We start from the raw sequence: 17,851 nt of genomic DNA, 5'->3' as shown, positions 1-17,851 counted from the left end.
CGGCGCGCTTCAACTCCCCTTTCCACAGGGCCCGTTGACAGTGCCGGCCATCCGCGTCACGGTGATGGCTCGTCGTGCTCGGGAGGTCACCGATGGCAGCAGCCGGCACCGATACCGATTTGGTCAACCGCGTCCGCGCCCTGCGCCCACTCGTCCGCGAACACGCGCTGCGCGCCGAGCAGGAGCGGCGGGTCACCCCCGAGGTCGCGGCGGCACTGACGGACGCCGGCATCCACCGGATGAACGTCCCCCGGCGGTACGGCGGCCACCAGAGCCGGCTGGGCACCCAGGTCGACGCGGTGGCCGAGATCGCCTCGGCGTGCGGCTCGACGGCGTTCAAGACGGTGATCCAGGCCGGCTGCTCCTACATCGCGGCACTCTTCCCCGACGAGGCGCAGGACGAGATCTTCACCAACCCGGACGCGAAGGTCGGCGGCACCCTCGTGCCGGACGCGACGGCGGTCCGCTCGGACGGCGGCTACCTGGTCAACGGCACCTCGGGCTTCGCCACCGGCTGCCACGACGCCGACTGGCACCTGCTGACGGTCCGCGTCGAGTCCGAGTCGGGCGAGGGACCGCCGGAGCTGCTGTGGACGGCCGTACCGATGGCCGAGCTGGAGGTTCTCGACGACTGGTACGTGTCGGGGCTGGCCGGAACCGGCAGCGACAGCGTCGTGGCGCGGGACGTCTTCGTACCGGCCCATCGGGTCCTGCCGGTCGGGCCGCTGCTGGCGGGCGAGATCGGGTCGAAGACCAACGCCGACGACCCGTTCTACCGGATGCCCGTCCTGCTGCTGTTCTGCGTGTGGACGGCGCCCAACGCGCTCGGCCTGGCCCGGTCCGCCCTGGCGGAGTTCACCGAGCGCAGCCGGCGGCGGGGCATCACCTACACGCTCCACCAGCGCCAGAACGAGGCCACGGTCACCCATCTCCAGGCGGCCGAGGCGGCCATGAAGATCTCCTGCGCCGAGCTGCTGACCGCCGACTTCGTGGCCCTGATCGAGTCGCGGGCCGAGTCGGGCGAGCCGTACCCGCCCGAGGAACGGGCCCGGATCCGGGCGCAGAGCGGCTATGTGGCGCGGCTGTGCAAGGAGGCTGTCGATCTGCTCGGGTCCGCGGCCGGGGCGTCGTCACTGCACCGGGACGTGCCGCTCCAGCGGGCGGTGCGCGATGTGCACGCACTGAGTCTTCACGCGTTCGTGAATCCCGCGACCAATCTGGAGATCTACGGCCGGGTCCTGTCCGGAGTCGACCCGGGCACGCCCTTTCTGTGAGCCCCTGGGGCGGGGTCACCCCTTGTTCAGGAAGCGCCGCAGCCGGGTCAGCGGCCAGGTGTTGATCACGTCGTCCTCGGTGAGCCAGCCGCGCTGGGCCGTGCCCACGCCGTAGCGCAGGTTGGCCAGATGCGGGACGGCGTGGGCGTCGCTGTCGACGGCGAACTTCACGCCGTGCCGCCTGGCCCGCAGGATGTCCTCGTCGCGCAGGTCCAGCCGGTCGGGATGGGAGTTGATCTCCATGGCCGTGCCGGTGCGTGCGCACGCGGCGAACACGGCATCGAGGTCCACGTCGATGCCGGGGCGCTTGCCGATGAGTCGGGTGGTGGGGTGGCCGATGATGTGGACGTGCGGGTTCTCGCAGGCCCGCACGATCCGCCGGGTCAGCGCCTCGCGCCCCTGGTTGAAGTGCGAGTGCACCGAGGCCACGCACAGGTCGAAGCCGGCGAGGAACTCCTCCGGCCAGTCCACGTCGCCGTCGGGGCCGATGTTCAGCTCGGCGCCGTGCAGCACCCGCATGCCGGACCGTTTGCCCCGCTTGCCATACTCCCCGTCGAGCTCGCGGACGCGTTCGCGCTGGGCCAGGATCCGTTCGTCGGTCATCCGCTGCATGGCCATGTCCGGGCCGTGGTCGGTCACCGCGTAGTAGGCGTAGCCGCGCTCGGCGGCCGCGGCGACCATCTCCTCCAGCGGGGCGAGCCCGTCGGTGAGGTCGGTGTGGGTGTGCAGGTCGCCCCGGATGTCCTTCTCCTGGATCAGGTCGGGCAGCTCGCCGCGCAGTCCGGCCTCGATCTCGCCCCGGTCCTCACGCAGGGTGGGCGGGATCCAGGGCAGGCCGAGCCGGGCGTACACGTCCTCCTCGGTCTCGGAGACGATCTTCTCGCCGGTCTCGGTGTCGAAGAGCCCGTACTCGGAGAGCTTGAGCTTCTGGCGGACGGCGATCTCCCGGGTGCGGATGTTGTGGGCCTTCGACCCGGTGAAGTACTGCATCGCCGCGCCCCAGGAGTCCGGCGGTACGACACGCAGGTCGACCTGGAGGCCCCTGTCCGTGCGGATCGACGTCTTCTTCGCGCCGTGCGCGATCACCTCCGAGACGTACGGCAGCTCGGTGAAGGCCCGCATGATCGGCTCCGCCTTCCCCGCCGCGACGAGGATGTCGATGTCGCCGATCGTCTCGCGGACGCGGCGCAGCGAGCCGGCGTAGGAGCAGCGTTTGCAGCCGGTCACCTGGGACATCTCGGCGACGATGTCCTCGGCGAGGCTCATGGCGGCGTCGATCAGGACGCGGTCTCCGGCGGACTGGAGCAGGGCGATGCCGTGGAGGATGTTCTCCTCGGTCTTCGGCCCGAAGCCCTTCAGGTCGCGCAGCCGCTCCTCGTGGATGGCGTCGGCGAGCTCCTCGGTCGTGGAAATGCCCAGCTCCTGGTAGATGACCAGTGCCTTCTTCGGGCCGAGCATGGGGATGGCGGTCAGCTGCCGGACCCCGGCGGGGATCTTCGCCCGTAGTTCCTCGACGGCCGAGACGCTGCCGGTGGAGAAGTACTCGACGACCTTCTCGGCGATCGACTTGCCGACGTTGGGGATCTCCTTGAGGGCCTTGACGTCGAGCGTGGACACGTCGGCGTGGTGGCCCCCGATCGCCCGGGCGGCCTTCTCGTAGACACGTGCCCTGAACGCGTCTCCTCCGGTGATGGAGATCAGATCCGCGTACTCCTGGAACAGTGCGGCGACCTCGTCGTTCGACCGAGCCACACGTCCAGGGTAGGCAAGGTGGGGCCGGGCGGCGCGCTGCCGGACGAGCCGCCCGTTCTCCCCCTGCCTCTGTGCCGACCCCGCTCCTGGCCTCTCCACTGGCCTCTCTACTGGCCCAGGGGTGTGGGTGGAGTCGTCGTGGTGGTGTCGGGTTCGGGTGTCCGGGCCGGGATCGGAGGGTGAGCCGGGGTCGCCAGCTCCTTCGTCAGGGCGTCGGAGATCCTGCGGGCCAGGAGGGGGTCGGCCGGCAGGGTGTGGGCCGCGAACCAGCGCGCGGCCGAGGGGTCGGGGGACGGTTCGACGAACTCGGCGCCCGCGTAGTCGTCGAGCGGCGGGTCGTAGACGTAGCCGGCGACCACGCCGTGGTCCACCAGGCGGGTCACGAGGGCGTTGCGGTCGTGGACCAGGAGCGGCACCCGGAACAGTCCCGGAGAGCCGTCGTGTGCCGTCCGCTCGCGCAGGGCCGGGGTGGCCCAGGTGGTGCCCGCCAGCAGCGAGACACCGGCCCGGCGCCGGGCGAGGTCACCGTCCAGCAGCGCCATCCTCAGCTCCAACTGCCCCCGGACCAGCGCCCCGTGGCGGGATCGGAAGCCGTGCAGGTCGACCCGGACCCAGGGCTCGTACGCGGCGAGGCTCGGCGCATGGCGGGCGCTGCCGGCGAGGCGGGGTGCGTGCAGGGCCATGCGGAAGTCGTCGCGTTCGAGCAGCCCCAGGCGCTGCATCGTGCGCCAGACCGGGCGCACCAGATGGAGCGAGCGCACGGCGGACCGTGCCAGTGGGCGCAGGGTGGTGGTCAGGTCGTGGCGGAGGCGGCGCGGGGTCAGCAGGTCGTCGCGCAGCAGCTCCAGTTCCCTTCGGGTGCGTACGTCCTCGACGGCGAGGAAACCGCCGGCCATCCCCGCCACATGCTTGGACAGGCTGAACGCCGCCGCCTGCCCGAAGGTGCCGATCGGCTGCCCGTCCACATGCGTGCCGATGGCGTGCGCCGCGTCCTCGATCAGAGGGATCCCCAACTCGTCGCAGCGGCGGCGCAGTTCGACGACCCGGTCCGGCATGCCGTACAGGTTGGTGGTCAGAACGGCGTCCACGTTGCGCCACGTGGTCTCCGGTACGGCGGCCGGGTCGATGTTGCCGTCCCACTGGGACACGGGGGCTTGCACGGGGCGCAGTCCGGCGGCGAGGACGACGAAGAGGATCACGTCGTCGTTCACCGGGGACATCAACACCCGCCCGCCGGGCCGGCACCAGCGCCGCAGCGCCAGGTAGAGGGCGAGTCGGGCCGAGGGCGTGTAGACGCATTCGCGTCCGATGCGCCGTGTCATCATCGCGGCGAGCCGCGATCCGTACGGCATGGTCACCTCTTCCGTGGAAGGGTCCGACGAAGGGCCGCCCGAGACGGGCGGGGTGCGCTCGCGGGCATCGTGAGGGCCCCGTGCAGGGGTTCCGAGGCAGCGAGGGCCAGGGCTGCGACGCCGAGGCGGCGAAGGACGAGGGTCGGGGCGCCGCTCAGCGGGCGCGGGCTCCCGCTCCCCCCGAGTGGCTCAGGACCGAGGTGCGCAGCGTGCCGACGGTCTTCAGCAACCGGTCGGCGGGCTCGCGCAGCCCGGGGTGGGCCAGGACCGTGTTCCTCAGGCCGCGCACCGGTCTGCGCCACATCCGGTGTGCCGCCGCCACCGGGTGCGGGCGCACCGCGAACCCTTCGGCCACCCGCAGCTCACGGGACTTGAGCCAGTCCTTGTACTCCTTCTCGCCGCGCCCCATGTCCATGACCGTCACACCGTCCCGGCCCGCGGCGTCGGCCATCCGCAGATGCATCATCAGTCCCGGCGAGTAGTAGCCGAACTCGGGGTCGTAGGCGGTGAACCAGGCCGCGAACACCGTGCGCGACCTCGGCCCGAAGTGCGCCGCGACCGGTCGGTCCCCGGCGTACACGACGGACAGGATTCCGGTGAAGTGCTCCTCGCGGACCTGGAAGAGGTGGTCGACCAAGTCGACTATCCACGGCTTGGAGAAGCGGTCCATCCGCCCCGTTCTGCGGTACTGGGCGGACTTCCACCGCATGAGGGTGCGCAGCACGCGCGGGTCGCGCTCGTCGTACACGAACCGGACCTCGCCCACGTTCCGCCCCAGGCGCCGCTCCTTCTTCAGCGTCGTCTTGGCGAGCCCCGGGTAGGCGCCGCGCAGCCAGTCGGTGTAGCTGCCCTCGCCGGGCTTGAGGTCGAGCACGGGAGAGGAGAACGTCCCCGTCACATAGGGGCCGAAGGGCTTCTGCTCCTCGACGAGGTGGTCGAACTCGAAGACGGACAGATTGCAGGCCCGCAAAAGTTCCCGGGTGTCCCAGGTGACGCCCGGCCGGTGCACCAAGGCCTGGCAGTCGGAGAGGCCCAGGCCGATGGCTTTGCCGACGCCGTAGGCGTTGCGCTCGAAGGGCAGGAAGCCGACGGCCTCCCCGTCCTCGTGCAGCACCGCCACCCGCGCCCCACCGCGGGATCTGCCGACCCCGATCGCGAACTCCGGTGCCAGGAACGGGTTGGCGTAGTCGGGCGACTCGTCCATCGCCCGGTGCCACGCCCGGCGCAGCGATTCGTTCAGTTCCTCGGGTCTGTGAATCGTGATGGCGCTAGTGGACCGCATGGCGACCTCTCCCCCCAGAATCCCCCAAAGAAGCGCCTATTGGCGCCTCGCCACATTCCCCCCAAGTCGAACCCTGCCGACGTCGGTGCGGCGAGGCTCAAACGTCGCGAAACAGTACGCACGCTGTCAAGATGCCTGATGAATCCTTTAGCTGTGCTTGGTAACCGGGGAGCGTCGGCCGGCCCGGGTCAGCGGATCGCGACGACGACGTGACTGTCGCCGTATTGCCAGACCGCCCCGACATGGCCGAACCCCGCCTGCCGCAGCAGCCGTTCGTGCGCGGCCACGGACAGGTGCGCCGCGCTGTCGCTTCCGGTGGCCGATTGCCACCGTCGGCATCGGCGTCGGCGTTCGGCGAGGAGGTCGGCCAGCTCGGGATCGTCGGCGACTGACGTCCACCAGGCGTCCCAGTCCTCGTGCGCCAGGGCGTCCCCCCGCTCGGCGTGGCGGTGTCCGACGCACCCCGCGAGTCCGGCGAGCGCGGTGTCGTCGTGCGGGAAGTGGTCGCCGTTGACGAGGACCCCGCCGGGCCGCAGCAGCGCCGCGAGCTGCCGGTAGGTGCGGTGCAGGTCGTCCGGGCCGAGGTAGTGCAGGGCCGTGGTCGACACGGCGGCGTCCAGCGGGCGGTCGAGGCGCAGGGCGTGCGTCCAGCCCTCCTCGCCGATCATGGCGTCGACATAGCGGGCCGCGTCCGCGTGATGGGTGCGGGCCAGTTCCAGCAGCAGCGGGTCCATGTCCACGCCGACGATGTCCGCGTCCGGCAGCCGCCGGGCCAGCCGGGCCGCCAAGGACCCGGGACCGCAGCCGAGGTCGACGACCAGCGGCCGGTCCGAGCGGCCCGTCACGGCCTGCTCCACGACATCGGCGATCACCGTGAAACGCTCCTCGCGGTCGACGGCGTACCGCTGCTGCTGGCGCTCCCAGCGCTCCACCCACCGCTCCGCCGTCGCCAGGCTCAGCCCCATCCCGTCGTGCACCTCGCCGTTCCGCACCCGTCCGCACCGTTCTGCGCAGACCCTACAGGTGGAAACGGTTCCCATTCCCTCTGATGGCGGTCCGTCACCCGAGCGTGGCAAGGACGGCCAACAACCGGTCCACCTCCTCCGCGGTGTTGTAGACATGCAGACTCACGCGCACCGACCCGGTGCGCTCCCCCGCGCTGCCCTGGCAGTGCTGGTCGGAGCGGATCATGAAGCCGTGGCTGTAGAGGATGAAGCCGAGGTCCCCGGAGTCGATGGCGTGGTGCCGGAAGGTGACGATGCCCTGGCGCCGCTGCACGGACGAGTCGGCGGCCAGGCTGATCTGGCAGCCGAGAACCTCGTAGGCGTCGAGGTGGCGCAGACCGTCGGTGAGCCGGGCCGCCAGGGCGACCGTCCACTGCTCGATCCGTTCGGTGCCGGCCGCGTCCAGCCAGTCCAGGGCGCCGGCGAGGGAGGCGATGCCGACGGTGTTGGGGGTGCCCGACCAGCCGCCCGGCGTGAACTGCGGCCCGCGGGCCTGGCGGGCCCAGACGGCACCCGTGCCGGGCAGGGCCATGGCCTTGTGCCCGGAGAAGACGACGAAGTCGACGTCCAGGTCGGCCACGGACACCGGCAGATGGCCGACGCTCTGGGCGGCGTCCAGACAGATGACGGCGTCCGGGCCGACCGCCTGCCGGATGCGGTGGATGTTCATGTTGCCGCCGTACACGTGATGGACGTGGCTCGCGGCGACGAACCGGGTCCGAGGGCCCGCGAGTCGGGCGAGCGCGGTGTGGTCGTAGTCGCCGGACGCCCGCTGGTACGGCATCGGCCGCACGTGGATGTGGACGCCCTGCCTGGCCAGTTCCCGCCGGGCCTCGAGCCAGGGCGCGATGTTGGCCTCGTGGTCGGCGACGGGGACCACGATCTCGTCCCCGTCGGCGAGGAGCCCGGGCAGCCAGTCACGGGCGACGGTGCGCAGGCCCTCGGTGGTGCCGCTCGTGAAGTGCACGGCCGAGCGTTCCGGGGCGGGGTCGTCGAGGAATCGCTTCACCCGGTCGCGGGCCTGCTCGACCAGGGCCGTGGTCCGGTTCGCCCAGGGGTAGGTGCCACGTCCGGCGTTGGCGTTGGTCGTGGTGAGGTAGGTATGGACGGTGTCGAGTACGTCCTGTGGCTTCTGGGCGGTCGCCGCACTGTCCAGGTAGGCCAGTTCCGGGTGCGCGGTGATGATCGGGAACCTGGAGCGCAGCGCACGCTGCCAGGCTCCCAACTCCTCTATGACGGTACGGCTTTGAGTGTCGGTCCAGGGCAGGGTCATGGGCGTCGGTCCCGTACGAGGGGTGCGCCGGCGTCGCGCCAGGCGATGACGCCGCCGGTCAGGCTGCGGACGTCCGGGTGCCCCATCCGGGTCAGCAGGGCGGCGTGGCGGGCGGACTTCTCGCCGACCGGGCAGGCCAGCAGGACGGGGCGGCTGCGGCTGAACGGCAGTCCGCCGTGGAGGAGTTCCTCGAAGAGCTCGTCGACGATGTTGACCGATCCGTCGATGTGCAGGGCGGCGTAGGCATAGGGGCTGCGCAGGTCGACGACGAGCGGTTCGCCGGTGGCGATCCACTTCTGGGCGTCGGCGACGCCGATGGCCGGTGCCGTGCGCACCTCGGCGTCCGAGAGATCGGCCGGGGAGTTCCTGCGGCGCTGGCGGCCGAAGAGGTCGGGGCGCCGCTGCCGGACGTAGCTCAGGTAGCTCTCGACTCGGTCACAGACGATGAAGACCGCCGACTGCCGCTCCGCACCTTCCTCGTCGTCGCGCTCTCCCAACTCCTCGTCGATGGCGCGCAGTTGGCGTACGGCCCCGAAGTAGGCGGCGCCTCCGGTGGGGCCGGCGAGGATGCCGCAGCGGCGGTTGAGGGTCAGCATGCCCTCGATCGCCTCGTCCGCGCCGACCGCCTCGATCGTGTCGTAGGTGCCGGGGTCGAACAGGCCCACCTCGTGCGCCTCGTCGATGGTGCGGATACCGGGGATGAAGTCGGACTTGGCCGCGACCAGGCCGGCGACCCGTACGGCTGGGTCGTGCTCGCGCAGGGCGCGGGCGACGCCCGTGGAGGAGCCGGCGGTGCCCACGCAGGCGATGAACCAGTCCGGGGCGCGGCCGTCCAGGTCCTTCACGATCTCCGGGCCGGTGCCGGTGAAGTGGGCTTCGGTGTTGCGCGGGTTGAAGTACTGGTCGGTGTGCAGGAAGGTGCTGCCGGGCTCGGAGAGGGCCCGGTGGAACTGTGTGAGCGGATCGTCGGTGGCGGTCGGGTCCAGGCACTCGCTCTGACCGGGCAGTTCCTCGATCTCCGCGCCCAGCAGCAGGAGCAGGTCCTTGATCTCGGGGATGCGCATCCGGTTGGTGACGCTCTTGAAGGTCAGGCCGTGCATGCCGGCGAGGACGGCCAGGGCCTTGGCGGTGTTGCCGCTCGACAGCTCGACGACCTGACCGCCTTCCCCGGCCGCGGCGGCCAGGTGGGGACGCGCCATGTTCCAGGCGGCCCGGTCCTTCACCGATCCGAAGGGGTTGAGCAACTCCAGCTTGGCGTACAGGTCGATGTGCCTCAGGCCGTGCACGGCCTGGTCGATGCGCACCAGCGGTGTGTTGCCGATGGCCTCGGTGATGCTGTCGTACCTCACTGCGCTCCCCCCACGGGTGTGGTCGGCCAGTACTGGTCGTCCAGGCACCAGCGCCAGACGTCGCCCTCCTGCCAGGCGGCGACCTTGCGCGCGACGGGCTGGTGCTGGGCACGGGTGGCGTGGAAGTCCATGCAGTAGCCGGCCGTGTTGGCGAAGGCCAGCAGGTCGCCCGGTTCGGGGCGGCGGGGCAGGAAGACCGTGCGACGGGTGATCAGGTCGGACTCCAGACACAGGTTGCCGAAGAGGTGAACGGCGACCGGTTCGGTGCCGGCGTCGGCCCCGGCAGCCGCGGTGCGGCCCGTCGGGTCCCGTGGCAGGACGACGGGGTCCATGAGCACCCCGTGCTCCTCCAGGGCCACGTCACCGGCCTTCGCCGCCAGCCGGACGGCAAGGGGGCCGCCGGTCTCCTGGTCGCGGACCTCCAGCACCCTGGTCAACGTCAGTCCGCACTGGTCGAGCAGCGCCCGGCCGGGTTCGGTGTGCAGGTCGTAGAGGTGCTCGAGGAGTTGGGCGGCCAAGGCGCGGCCGCCGAGGGACGCGGCCGGGTGCGCGAGCAGTTCGTCGAGGTAGCGGGCGCCGGCGACCGGGCGGTGAGCGGGGTACAGGCCGAGCGTGCCGCGCAGGATGCCTGCTTCGTTGCGGAGGCCGTAGCCATGACCGCCGTACGTCAGCGGTGGGCGGGTGCCCAGGACGGCTTCGGTGAGTTGGGTGGTGTACCGGTCCCATTGGCCGCCCTCGGCAAGGTAGTTGATGCCGAATCCGCCGCCGATGTCCACGGCCCCGGGCCTGAGCCCCCGGCTCCGGCACTCCTCCAGCACCCGCAGACAGCCCTCCAGCGCCGTGGCCTTCTCGGTGAGGCTCGTCGTGTCCAGGTGATACGCCACGCCGACCAGGTCGGCCACGTCGCCGTGCCGTTCGACGGCCTCCAGCAGCGGCTCCAACTCGCCCACGTCCGTACCGAATCGGCTGCGGCGGCTCAGCACCCGTACGCCGGACGCCTCGAAGCCCGACAGCCGCAGCAGGATGCGGGTCCTGGGCAGTGCGTGTTTGCGTACCAGCGTGGCGAGTTGCTCCAGTTCGCCTCGGGTGTCGAGGCTGACGGTGACCGACGTACGGGCCGCCAGCCACAGGAATTCAGGGTTCTTCGGCCCCGTCGCCGTGATCCGGTCGGGGGTGAAGCCGGCGCCGAGGGCGTGCTGCAGCTCCCCGAGCGAGGCGACGTCGACGCCGGCGTCCGTGGCGGCGAGCCGGCGCAGCAGGGCGCTGGACCGGTTGGCCTTGTGCGCGAAGTACACCTGGCCGGACAGGTGGTGGCTGCCGTACACCGAGCGGAACTGCTGGAGGTTGTCGGCGAGTTGGTCGGGTAGGACGACGTTCAGCGGCGACCCGAGGGCTTCCGTGAGCGTGTGCAACAGGCCCGGGACATTCAGCAACGAGCGCAGCCGCGACTCCAGCCGCGGTTCGAGAAACAAGGGCTGCCCGCCCATGCCTGGCCCCTCCTCAGCGCTGCGGGCCCGACACTCCGGGCGCTGACGGACACTCCCCGCGGTTTGCCGTATAGCTCCTTTCCCTGGCCGCGCGTGGTCTACGCCCCGTACCTGCCCTGCTGGGTGGTACGTCAGCAGGTGGGCTGAAAATCACCGTGCCCCTGACTGACCAGGGGCTGGTCCCGGAGCCGCCCATTCCGTGATAGGGACACTTCAGTTGACGCGACAGACGGGTGGGGGCGCTGTGTTCGGTGGACGTGCGGCAGTCGTCCTGGTCGTGGCGGGTGCACTGGGGCTGGTCGGGTGCGTCGACTCGCCCGCACCGCGGGCTTCGGCTTCATCCTCGCCGTCGCAGGCGACGACCTCCCTCGCTCCCCCGCCCTCGTCCTCGCCCTCGCCTTCTGCCTCCCGGAGTCCCTCGACGTCCCGGAGTCCCTCGCCGGTCCCGGTCACCGGACCGGATCAGGTGCTGGTGACCATGGTGGTCACCGGCGGCTACGCGGGCGTGCACAAGGAGGTGACCCTGCGGGGCGACGGCAGCGTGCACACAGACGACAAGGGGGAACGCGCGGTGCGCCGCACCGGCGCGGCGGAATTCACCGAGCTGCGGACGCTGCTCGGCGATCCGGCGCTGGACGAAGTCTCCGACTTCACCAAGGACACGGAGGGCGCGGACATGTTCCAGTACACGCTCCGTTTCGACGGCCGCACCGTCATGACGGACCGCTCCGTCGACGAACCGGCTCTCGACCGGCTCGTCGACGCGCTGAGCGAATGGCTGCCGGAGCGATGACCCCGGCGGCCGCGCAAGAGATGGCCCGACAGCTCGCGCTCAGTCGGCCTGACCGGCGATGTTGACCATCCACGTGATGCCGAAGCGGTCCGTGCACATGCCGAAGACGTCGCCCCACATCTGCTTGTCCAGCGGCACGGTCACCGTGGCGCCGTCGGACAGCTTCTCCCAGTAGCCGCGCAGTTCGGCGTCGTCGTCGCCGCTGAGGCTCACGGAGATGTTGTTGCCGGGCCGGTGGTCGTCCGTCGGGGTGTCGGCGCCCATCAGGGTGAAGCCGTTGGGGGCCTCCAGCATGCCGTGCATGATCTTGTCGGCCATCGGCGTGTCCTGCTGACCGAACTCGCCGTAGGTGTTGAGCACAAGCGTGCCGCCGAAGACGTCCTTGTAGAACTCCATCGCCTGCCGGGCGTCGCCGGCGAAGGTGATGTAGGGGTTGAGACGCGAGGCCATGAATCCTCCAGGAATGGGGCCGGATGCCGACTGCAAGGACGGTAGCGCGGGCCACTGACAACGGCCCGCGCACACGACCACATGGCCTACGGCGCACCGCCTACAGGGTGCGCTCCAGCCGGTCCGCGACCAGCTTCACGAACCGCGCGGGGTCCTTCGGCTGACCGCCCTCGGCGAGCACCGCAAGGGTGTGGAGCAGGTCGGCGGACTCGGCGAGCTCGGCGCGGTCCTCGCGCTCCTTGAACGCCTGGTTCAGGCCCTTCACCAGCGGGTGTCCGGGGTTGAGCTCCAGGATCCGCTTGGTCCGCGGCACCTCCTGGCCCATCGCCCGGTACATGTTCTCCAGGGCCGGCGTCAGGTCGTGCGAGTCCGAGACGACACAGGCCGCGGAGACGGTGAGCCGCGCCGACAGGCGCACCTCCTTGATGTCCTCGTCCAGTTGCTCCCGCATCCAGCCGAGCAGACCGGCGTAGTCCTCGGCCTGCTTCTCGCGCTCCTCGCCGGCCTTCTCGTCGCCGTCGGCCGCCAGGTCGATCTCGCCCTTGGTGACGGAGCGCAGCCCCTTGCCCTGGTACTCGCCCACGGCGTCGACCCACACCTCGTCGACGGGGTCGGTGAGCAGCAAAACCTCGATGCCCTTGTCGCGGAACGCCTCCATGTGCGGGGAGTTCTCGATGCTCTGCCGGGACTCGCCGGTGATGTAGTAGATGTCCTCCTGGCCGTCCTTCATCCGCTCGACGTACTGGGCCAGCGTGGTCGGCTCGTCCTCGGCGTGAGTGGTGGCGAAGGACGACACGGCGAGGATGGCGTCGCGGTTCTCGGTGTCGGTGAGCAGGCCCTCCTTCACGACGGTGCCGAACTCCCGCCAGAACGTGGCGTAGCGGTCGGTGTCCTTGGTCATGAACTCCTTGACCGTGGACAGGACCTTCTTCGTGAGCCGGCGCTGCATCATCCGGATGTGCCGGTCCTGCTGGAGGATCTCGCGGGAGACGTTCAGCGACAGGTCGGCCGCGTCGACGACGCCCTTGACGAAGCGGAGGTACGGCGGCAGCAGCGCCTCGCAGTCGTCCATGATGAAGACGCGCTTCACATAGAGCTGCACGCCGCGCTTGAAGTCACGCGTGAACAGGTCGTGCGGGGCGTGGGAGGGGACGAACAGCAGGGCCTGGTACTCGAAGGTGCCCTCCGCCTGCAGCCGGATCGTCTCCAGCGGCTCGCGCCAGTCGTGGCTGATGTGCTTGTAGAGCTCGTGGTACTCGTCGTCGGAGACCTCGTCGCGCGAACGCGCCCACAGGGCCTTCATCGAGTTCAGCGTCTCGGGCTCGGGCGCGGTGTCCCCGTCGCCCTCGGCGTCACCGTCACTCGGGGAGGCAGCCTCCGGGACCATCCGGATCGGCCAGGTGATGAAGTCCGAGTACCGCTTGACGATCTCCCTGATCTTCCAGGGCGAGGTGTAGTCGTGGAGCTGGTTCTCGGGGTCGGCCGGCTTGAGGTGGAGCGTGACCGACGTGCCCTGCGGTGCGTCGGTGACCGTCTCCAGTGTGTACGTGGCCTCGCCGCGCGAGGTCCAGCGGGTGCCCTGGCTCTCACCGGCCCGCCGGGTCACCAGCGTCACCTCGTCCGCCGCCATGAAGCCGGAGTAGAAGCCGACGCCGAACTGGCCGATCAGCCCCTCCGCCCCGGCCGCGTCCTTGGCCTCCTTCAGGTCCTGGAGGAAGGTGGCGGTTCCCGAGTTGGCGATGGTGCCGATGAGCTTGCCCACCTCGTCGTACGACATCCCGATGCCGTTGTCCCGCACCGTGAGGGTGCGGGCCTCCTTGTCGACGTCGATCTCGATGTGCAGATCTGACACATCGGCGTCGAGGGCGTCGTCCCGCAGCTTCTCCAGGCGCAGCTTGTCGAGCGCGTCGGATGCGTTGGAGACGAGCTCCCGCAGGAAGACATCCTTGTTCGAGTAGACCGAGTGGATCATCAGCTGGAGCAACTGACGGGCCTCTACCTGGAACTCAAACGTCTCGGTCGGCATGGTGTGCGACTACCTCACAGGATCTGTCACCGGAACTGGGTCGCAGTCACTGTAAGACACGAGGTCAGCGCGGAGTGGCGTGATACGGAACGTAGTGGTTCAGACGAGGTGGGCAAAGACGACCAGGTTGGCGGTGTAGTCCCGCACCTGACGGTCGTAGTCCCCCGCACAGGTGATGAGCCGGACCTGGGCCCGGGCGGTGTCGCGGTACACGCGCTCGCTGGGGAAGGTGTCCTTGTCGAAGGTCTCCGCGCTGTCGACCACGAAGGACGCCTTGCGCCCGTCGGCCCGCAGCACCTGGAAGCGGTCCCCCTTCCGCAGCTCGCTCAGGCTGGCGAAGACCGCAGCGGACGTGGCCGTGTCCACGTGGCCGGCGATGATCGACGTACCCGTCTCACCGGGGGACGCGCCCTTGGCGTACCAGCCGACGAGATTGGTGTCGTGGGCCGGCGGGGGGTTGAGCCGGCCGGCACTGCCGATGGCGAGGTCGGTGAAGGGCGCGTCGACCGAGATCTTGGGGATGAGAAGCCGCACCGGCCGGGACCGCGCCAGATGCTTGCCCACGGGGCGCCGGGCCGGCGAGTCCGACCTGGCACCCGGTGGGGCATGGGATTCGGTCTCCCCCGGACCCTGCGGTCCGACCGCCGGCAGGGGCTGCTGCGCACGGCCGCCGTTGGATGCCCCGTCCTGGGCTCCGGGCAGGGTCACCACCAGAACCAGGACGACGACCACGCTCCAGAAGATCACCGCGGCCGCACGTCTTATCCGCCGCGAGGTCGCGGAACCGGTGTCGGAACGGGCCGGGTCGTTCTCGGGGGACGAGGGACAGCCGGCGGCCATGGGGCACCACCTCACTCGGGCGCAGCAGCGGACACAGCAGGACGGAGACTTACGAGGAGGACAAGGGGACGACCCGCGGGACCGCCGCGACGCACGGCGCACGTGCGGCGGCCACAGCGGTTATGTCATCGGGCATCGATCACGCCACGGATCCGGCGGCCTTCTTGCGACGGAGCACGTACATGCCGGCACCGGCGGCACCGAGCACGGCCAGACCACCCGCGGTGACACCCGGCGAGGCGAGACCGCCACCGCCCGTGTGCATACCGCCGCGCGGCCCGTCGTGGTCGCCACCACCCCACGACTCCTTGTCGTGGTCGCCGCCGTACGAGTCCTTCTCGTGGTCGCCCTTCCACGAGTCGTCGCCGTGGTCCTCTTCCTTCCACGAGCCCTTGTCGTGGTCGCCGTGTCCCTCGTCCTTGCTGCGGTAGCTGTCCGGGTCGTGCTTCGGGTCCTTGTCGCCGCCCCAGTCGTCACCGTTGGTCACGGCCGCAAGCGCTCCGCCACCGGTGTGCACCCCACCGTGCGGCTTCTCGTGCTTGCTCTCCTCGTCGTGCTTGCCCTCCTCGTCGTACTTGCCCTCCTCGTCGTACTTGCCCTCCTCGTCGTACTTGCCCTCCTCGTCGTGCTTGCTCCCCTCGTCGTGCTTGCCCTCCTCGTCGTGCTTCCCCTCCTTGTCGTGCTTGCCCTCCTCGTCCTTGTCCTTGTAGCCGTCCGAGCCGTCCTTCTCCTTGTCCCCGCCCCAGTCGTCGCCCTTGAACAGGGCCGCAAGCGCTCCGCCGCCCGTGTGGACTCCGCCACGCGGCTCGTCGTGCTTGCTCTCCTTGTCGTGCTCCTTGCTGTAGGAGTTGTCCTCGTGCTTCTTTCCGGAGGACTCCTCCTCGTGGTCCTTGCTGTGGGAGTCGCTGTCGTGATCCTTGCTGTGGGTGGTGTCTTCCTGGTCCCAGTCGCCCGTCGTGATGGCGTAGGCGGCGGGCGCGATCGCCAGAGCGGCCGTGGCCGTCGCGGTGGCGAGCAGCATGCGGACAGAGCGCATAGTGAGTCCTTCCGTCACGGCCTGGGCGGCTGACGCTTCATCACCACTGGAGCCAGGCCTGACGTGATCCACCGTCAGCCAATCCCCCGGGTCGCACCATTCGGAGCGATCACACGGGTTACGTCCACACCCCTACGGCCCTATGACGCCGTCCCCCCGGCACCCGGGGGGCCGTGGCCGCCTGCGGAGGTTTGCCTGGGCCATAAGTGGTGAGACGCGTGGGATGCCGAATCACACCGTCTCGGCTCCCGCGCCTGCCACGGCCCTGCCACCTGCGCCTTCGAAACAGCGGGACGCCTTCTTCGACAACGCCAAGTACGCGGCGATCGTCCTGGTGGCGGTCGGCCATGCGTGGGAACCGCTGCGGGACGGCAGTCGGACGGTCAGCGCGCTGTACATGCTGGTGTACGCCTTCCACATGCCGGCGTTCATCGTGATCTCCGGGTACTTCTCCCGCAGCTTCGACGGCCGCCCGCAGCAGCTCAGACGCCTGGTGACCGGTCTCGTCGTCCCGTACGTCGTCTTCGAGACGGCGTACACCTTGTTCACCAGGTGGACGGACCAGGAGCCGGACCGCCCGATCAGCCTGCTGGACCCGCTGTACCTGACGTGGTTCCTCGCGTCCCTGTTCCTGTGGCGGCTGAGCGCACCGCTGTGGTGGCGGGTGCGCATGCCGCTGCCGCTGGCGCTCGCCGTGGCGATGCTGGCCACTCTTTCGCCGTCCATCGGCAACGACCTCGACCTCCAGCGCACCCTGCAGTTCCTGCCGTACTTCGTGCTGGGTCTGCTGCTGCGTCCGGAGCACTTCCGGATGGTGCGCCGCCGCGCGGTGCGGATCGCGGCCGTGCCGGTGTTCGCGGGCGCGTTCGTGGTGGCGTACTGGGCGGTGCCGCGGATGGCCGGGGCCTGGTTCTACCACCGCGACAGTGCCGAGGAGCTGGGCGCGCCCCAGTGGTACGGGGCCGTGATGACGCCGGTCCTGTTCGCCTGCTCGCTGGTCCTGGTGGCCTGCTTCCTCGCCTGGGTGCCCGGGCGTCGGATGTGGTGCACGGTGCTGGGCGTGGGCACCCTGTACGGCTATCTGCTGCACGGGTTCGTCGCCCAGGCCTCCAAGTACTTCGGCTGGTACGACCCCGCCTGGCTGCAGCAGCCCCTCGGCCCGGTCGTCGTCGGCGTCGTCGCAGCGGTGGTCGTGACCGTGCTGTGCACTCCCCCGGTGCGGCGGGCACTGCGGTTCGCGGTGGAGCCGGACATGCGGTGGCTCTTCCGGCGGGACGCCAAGGAGGAGGCCCGCGACCGGGCAGCCGTACCGGGGTGAGCGCCCCCGTCAGGTCTCGCACACCAGCCCGGCGATGTGGGCGGTGACCGTGTCGAGGATGCCGGTCCAGGCCGCGTCGTCGCCGAGGACGAGGTAGTTGAGCGTGAGGCCGTCGGTCATGGCGGCCAGATAGCGGGCCAGTACCGGGACGGGTACGCGCAGCCGGACGCCCATGGTCTGCCGCAGCTGCTCGATGAGCTCGGCGTAGGTCTCGGCGTACAGCTCGTACTGGCGGCGTGCCAGGTGCTCGAAGCCGGGCTGGCGCAGGGCGTACTGCGCCAGCTCGTAGGTGAGCATGTGCTCGTCCGGGTGGGCGCGGACGTGGTCCCAGTACGCCTCGAAGCCGGCTCGGACGGTCTCCTCGAGGGTGGCCCGGGGCTGCAGGGCCTGTTTCACCACCGTCACGTAGTGCCCGGTGATGGTGGTGATGACGGACTCGATCAGCTCCTGCTTGGAGTCGAAGCAGTAGTGGAAGACGCTCAGCGAGACGCCCGCCTCGGCGGCGATGGACCGGGTGGTCGTCCTGGGGACGCCGTCCCGGGCCATCGCCCTGATCGCCGCTTCGGTGAGCTGTCGCCGCCGCTCGGCGGACGGCAACCGTGCCATGGAGCCCCT

Annotated in this window: 15 protein-coding genes; 3 read left to right on the top strand and 12 right to left on the bottom strand. The window is 70.3% G+C overall.

Going from position 1 to position 17,851, the window contains the following annotated elements; translation table 11 throughout:
• Window positions 1-92: 92 nt before the first annotated feature.
• Window positions 93-1,274, top strand: coding sequence for a flavin-dependent monooxygenase (locus ACZ7L5_RS27375; RefSeq protein ID WP_471519576.1), 1,182 nt, complete (start codon window positions 93-95; stop codon window positions 1,272-1,274).
• 15 nt (window positions 1,275-1,289) lie between these two features.
• On the opposite strand, the gene polX is transcribed toward ACZ7L5_RS27375, so the two are convergent.
• From polX to ACZ7L5_RS27340, 7 genes are all read right to left on the bottom strand, one after another.
• A complete protein-coding gene (gene polX / locus ACZ7L5_RS27370; protein ID WP_471519575.1) occupies window positions 1,290-3,026 on the bottom strand; it encodes a DNA polymerase/3'-5' exonuclease PolX in 1,737 nt (578 codons plus the stop codon).
• 107 nt (window positions 3,027-3,133) lie between these two features.
• Window positions 3,134-4,378 (bottom strand): DegT/DnrJ/EryC1/StrS family aminotransferase, encoded by a 1,245-nt coding sequence (locus ACZ7L5_RS27365; RefSeq protein ID WP_363031982.1) that lies wholly within the window; start codon window positions 4,376-4,378, stop codon window positions 3,134-3,136.
• Between the two features lie 154 nt (window positions 4,379-4,532).
• The gene (locus tag ACZ7L5_RS27360; RefSeq protein ID WP_471519573.1) at window positions 4,533-5,660 is read right to left on the bottom strand and encodes a GNAT family N-acetyltransferase; all 1,128 of its coding nucleotides are present in this window, start codon (window positions 5,658-5,660) and stop codon (window positions 4,533-4,535) included.
• A 188-nt stretch (window positions 5,661-5,848) separates the two neighbouring features.
• Complete coding sequence (locus tag ACZ7L5_RS27355; protein ID WP_471520186.1) at window positions 5,849-6,625, bottom strand: class I SAM-dependent methyltransferase; 777 nt, start codon at window positions 6,623-6,625, stop codon at window positions 5,849-5,851.
• 94 nt (window positions 6,626-6,719) lie between these two features.
• Window positions 6,720-7,937: an aminotransferase class V-fold PLP-dependent enzyme gene (locus ACZ7L5_RS27350; RefSeq protein ID WP_471519572.1), complete on the bottom strand. Its 1,218-nt coding sequence runs from the start codon at window positions 7,935-7,937 to the stop codon at window positions 6,720-6,722.
• Complete coding sequence (locus ACZ7L5_RS27345; RefSeq protein ID WP_471519571.1) at window positions 7,934-9,286, bottom strand: pyridoxal-phosphate dependent enzyme; 1,353 nt, start codon at window positions 9,284-9,286, stop codon at window positions 7,934-7,936. Before ACZ7L5_RS27345 ends, ACZ7L5_RS27350 begins: the two co-directional genes overlap by 4 nt.
• Window positions 9,283-10,773, bottom strand: a complete 1,491-nt coding sequence (locus tag ACZ7L5_RS27340) for a Y4yA family PLP-dependent enzyme (RefSeq protein WP_471519570.1) — start codon at window positions 10,771-10,773, stop codon at window positions 9,283-9,285. The genes ACZ7L5_RS27345 and ACZ7L5_RS27340 overlap by 4 nt, the downstream gene beginning before the upstream one ends.
• Before the next feature lie 472 nt (window positions 10,774-11,245).
• On the opposite strand from ACZ7L5_RS27340, the gene ACZ7L5_RS27335 reads away from it, so the two are divergent.
• Window positions 11,246-11,566 carry a hypothetical protein gene (locus ACZ7L5_RS27335; protein WP_328883450.1) on the top strand — a complete coding sequence of 107 codons (321 nt, stop codon included), beginning with the start codon at window positions 11,246-11,248 and terminating at the stop codon, window positions 11,564-11,566.
• 39 nt (window positions 11,567-11,605) lie between these two features.
• Here the strand turns inward: ACZ7L5_RS27335 and ACZ7L5_RS27330 are convergent, their stop codons facing one another.
• The 4 genes from ACZ7L5_RS27330 to ACZ7L5_RS27315 form a co-directional block, all read right to left on the bottom strand.
• Window positions 11,606-12,016: a VOC family protein gene (locus tag ACZ7L5_RS27330; protein WP_471519568.1), complete on the bottom strand. Its 411-nt coding sequence runs from the start codon at window positions 12,014-12,016 to the stop codon at window positions 11,606-11,608.
• A 100-nt stretch (window positions 12,017-12,116) separates the two neighbouring features.
• Window positions 12,117-14,042: a molecular chaperone HtpG gene (gene htpG, locus ACZ7L5_RS27325; RefSeq protein ID WP_471519566.1), complete on the bottom strand. Its 1,926-nt coding sequence runs from the start codon at window positions 14,040-14,042 to the stop codon at window positions 12,117-12,119.
• Window positions 14,043-14,141: 99 nt separating this feature from the next.
• The gene (locus ACZ7L5_RS27320; RefSeq protein WP_471519565.1) at window positions 14,142-14,882 is read right to left on the bottom strand and encodes a class F sortase; all 741 of its coding nucleotides are present in this window, start codon (window positions 14,880-14,882) and stop codon (window positions 14,142-14,144) included.
• A gap of 139 nt (window positions 14,883-15,021) precedes the next feature.
• A complete protein-coding gene (locus ACZ7L5_RS27315) occupies window positions 15,022-15,918 on the bottom strand; it encodes a hypothetical protein (RefSeq protein WP_471519563.1) in 897 nt (298 codons plus the stop codon).
• Window positions 15,919-16,141: 223 nt separating this feature from the next.
• Here ACZ7L5_RS27315 and ACZ7L5_RS27310 point away from each other — a divergent pair, with 223 nt between their 5' ends.
• On the top strand, window positions 16,142-17,236 hold the full coding sequence (locus tag ACZ7L5_RS27310; RefSeq protein ID WP_471519561.1) for an acyltransferase family protein: 1,095 nt from the start codon (window positions 16,142-16,144) through the stop codon (window positions 17,234-17,236).
• 9 nt (window positions 17,237-17,245) lie between these two features.
• On the opposite strand, the gene ACZ7L5_RS27305 is transcribed toward ACZ7L5_RS27310, so the two are convergent.
• Window positions 17,246-17,842 carry a TetR/AcrR family transcriptional regulator gene (locus ACZ7L5_RS27305; RefSeq protein WP_471519560.1) on the bottom strand — a complete coding sequence of 199 codons (597 nt, stop codon included), beginning with the start codon at window positions 17,840-17,842 and terminating at the stop codon, window positions 17,246-17,248.
• Window positions 17,843-17,851: the final 9 nt, after the last annotated feature.

The sequence above is a fragment of the Streptomyces sp. NPDC107528 genome (assembly GCF_055639295.1).
This window is presented reverse-complemented; position numbering and strand designations above follow the sequence as displayed.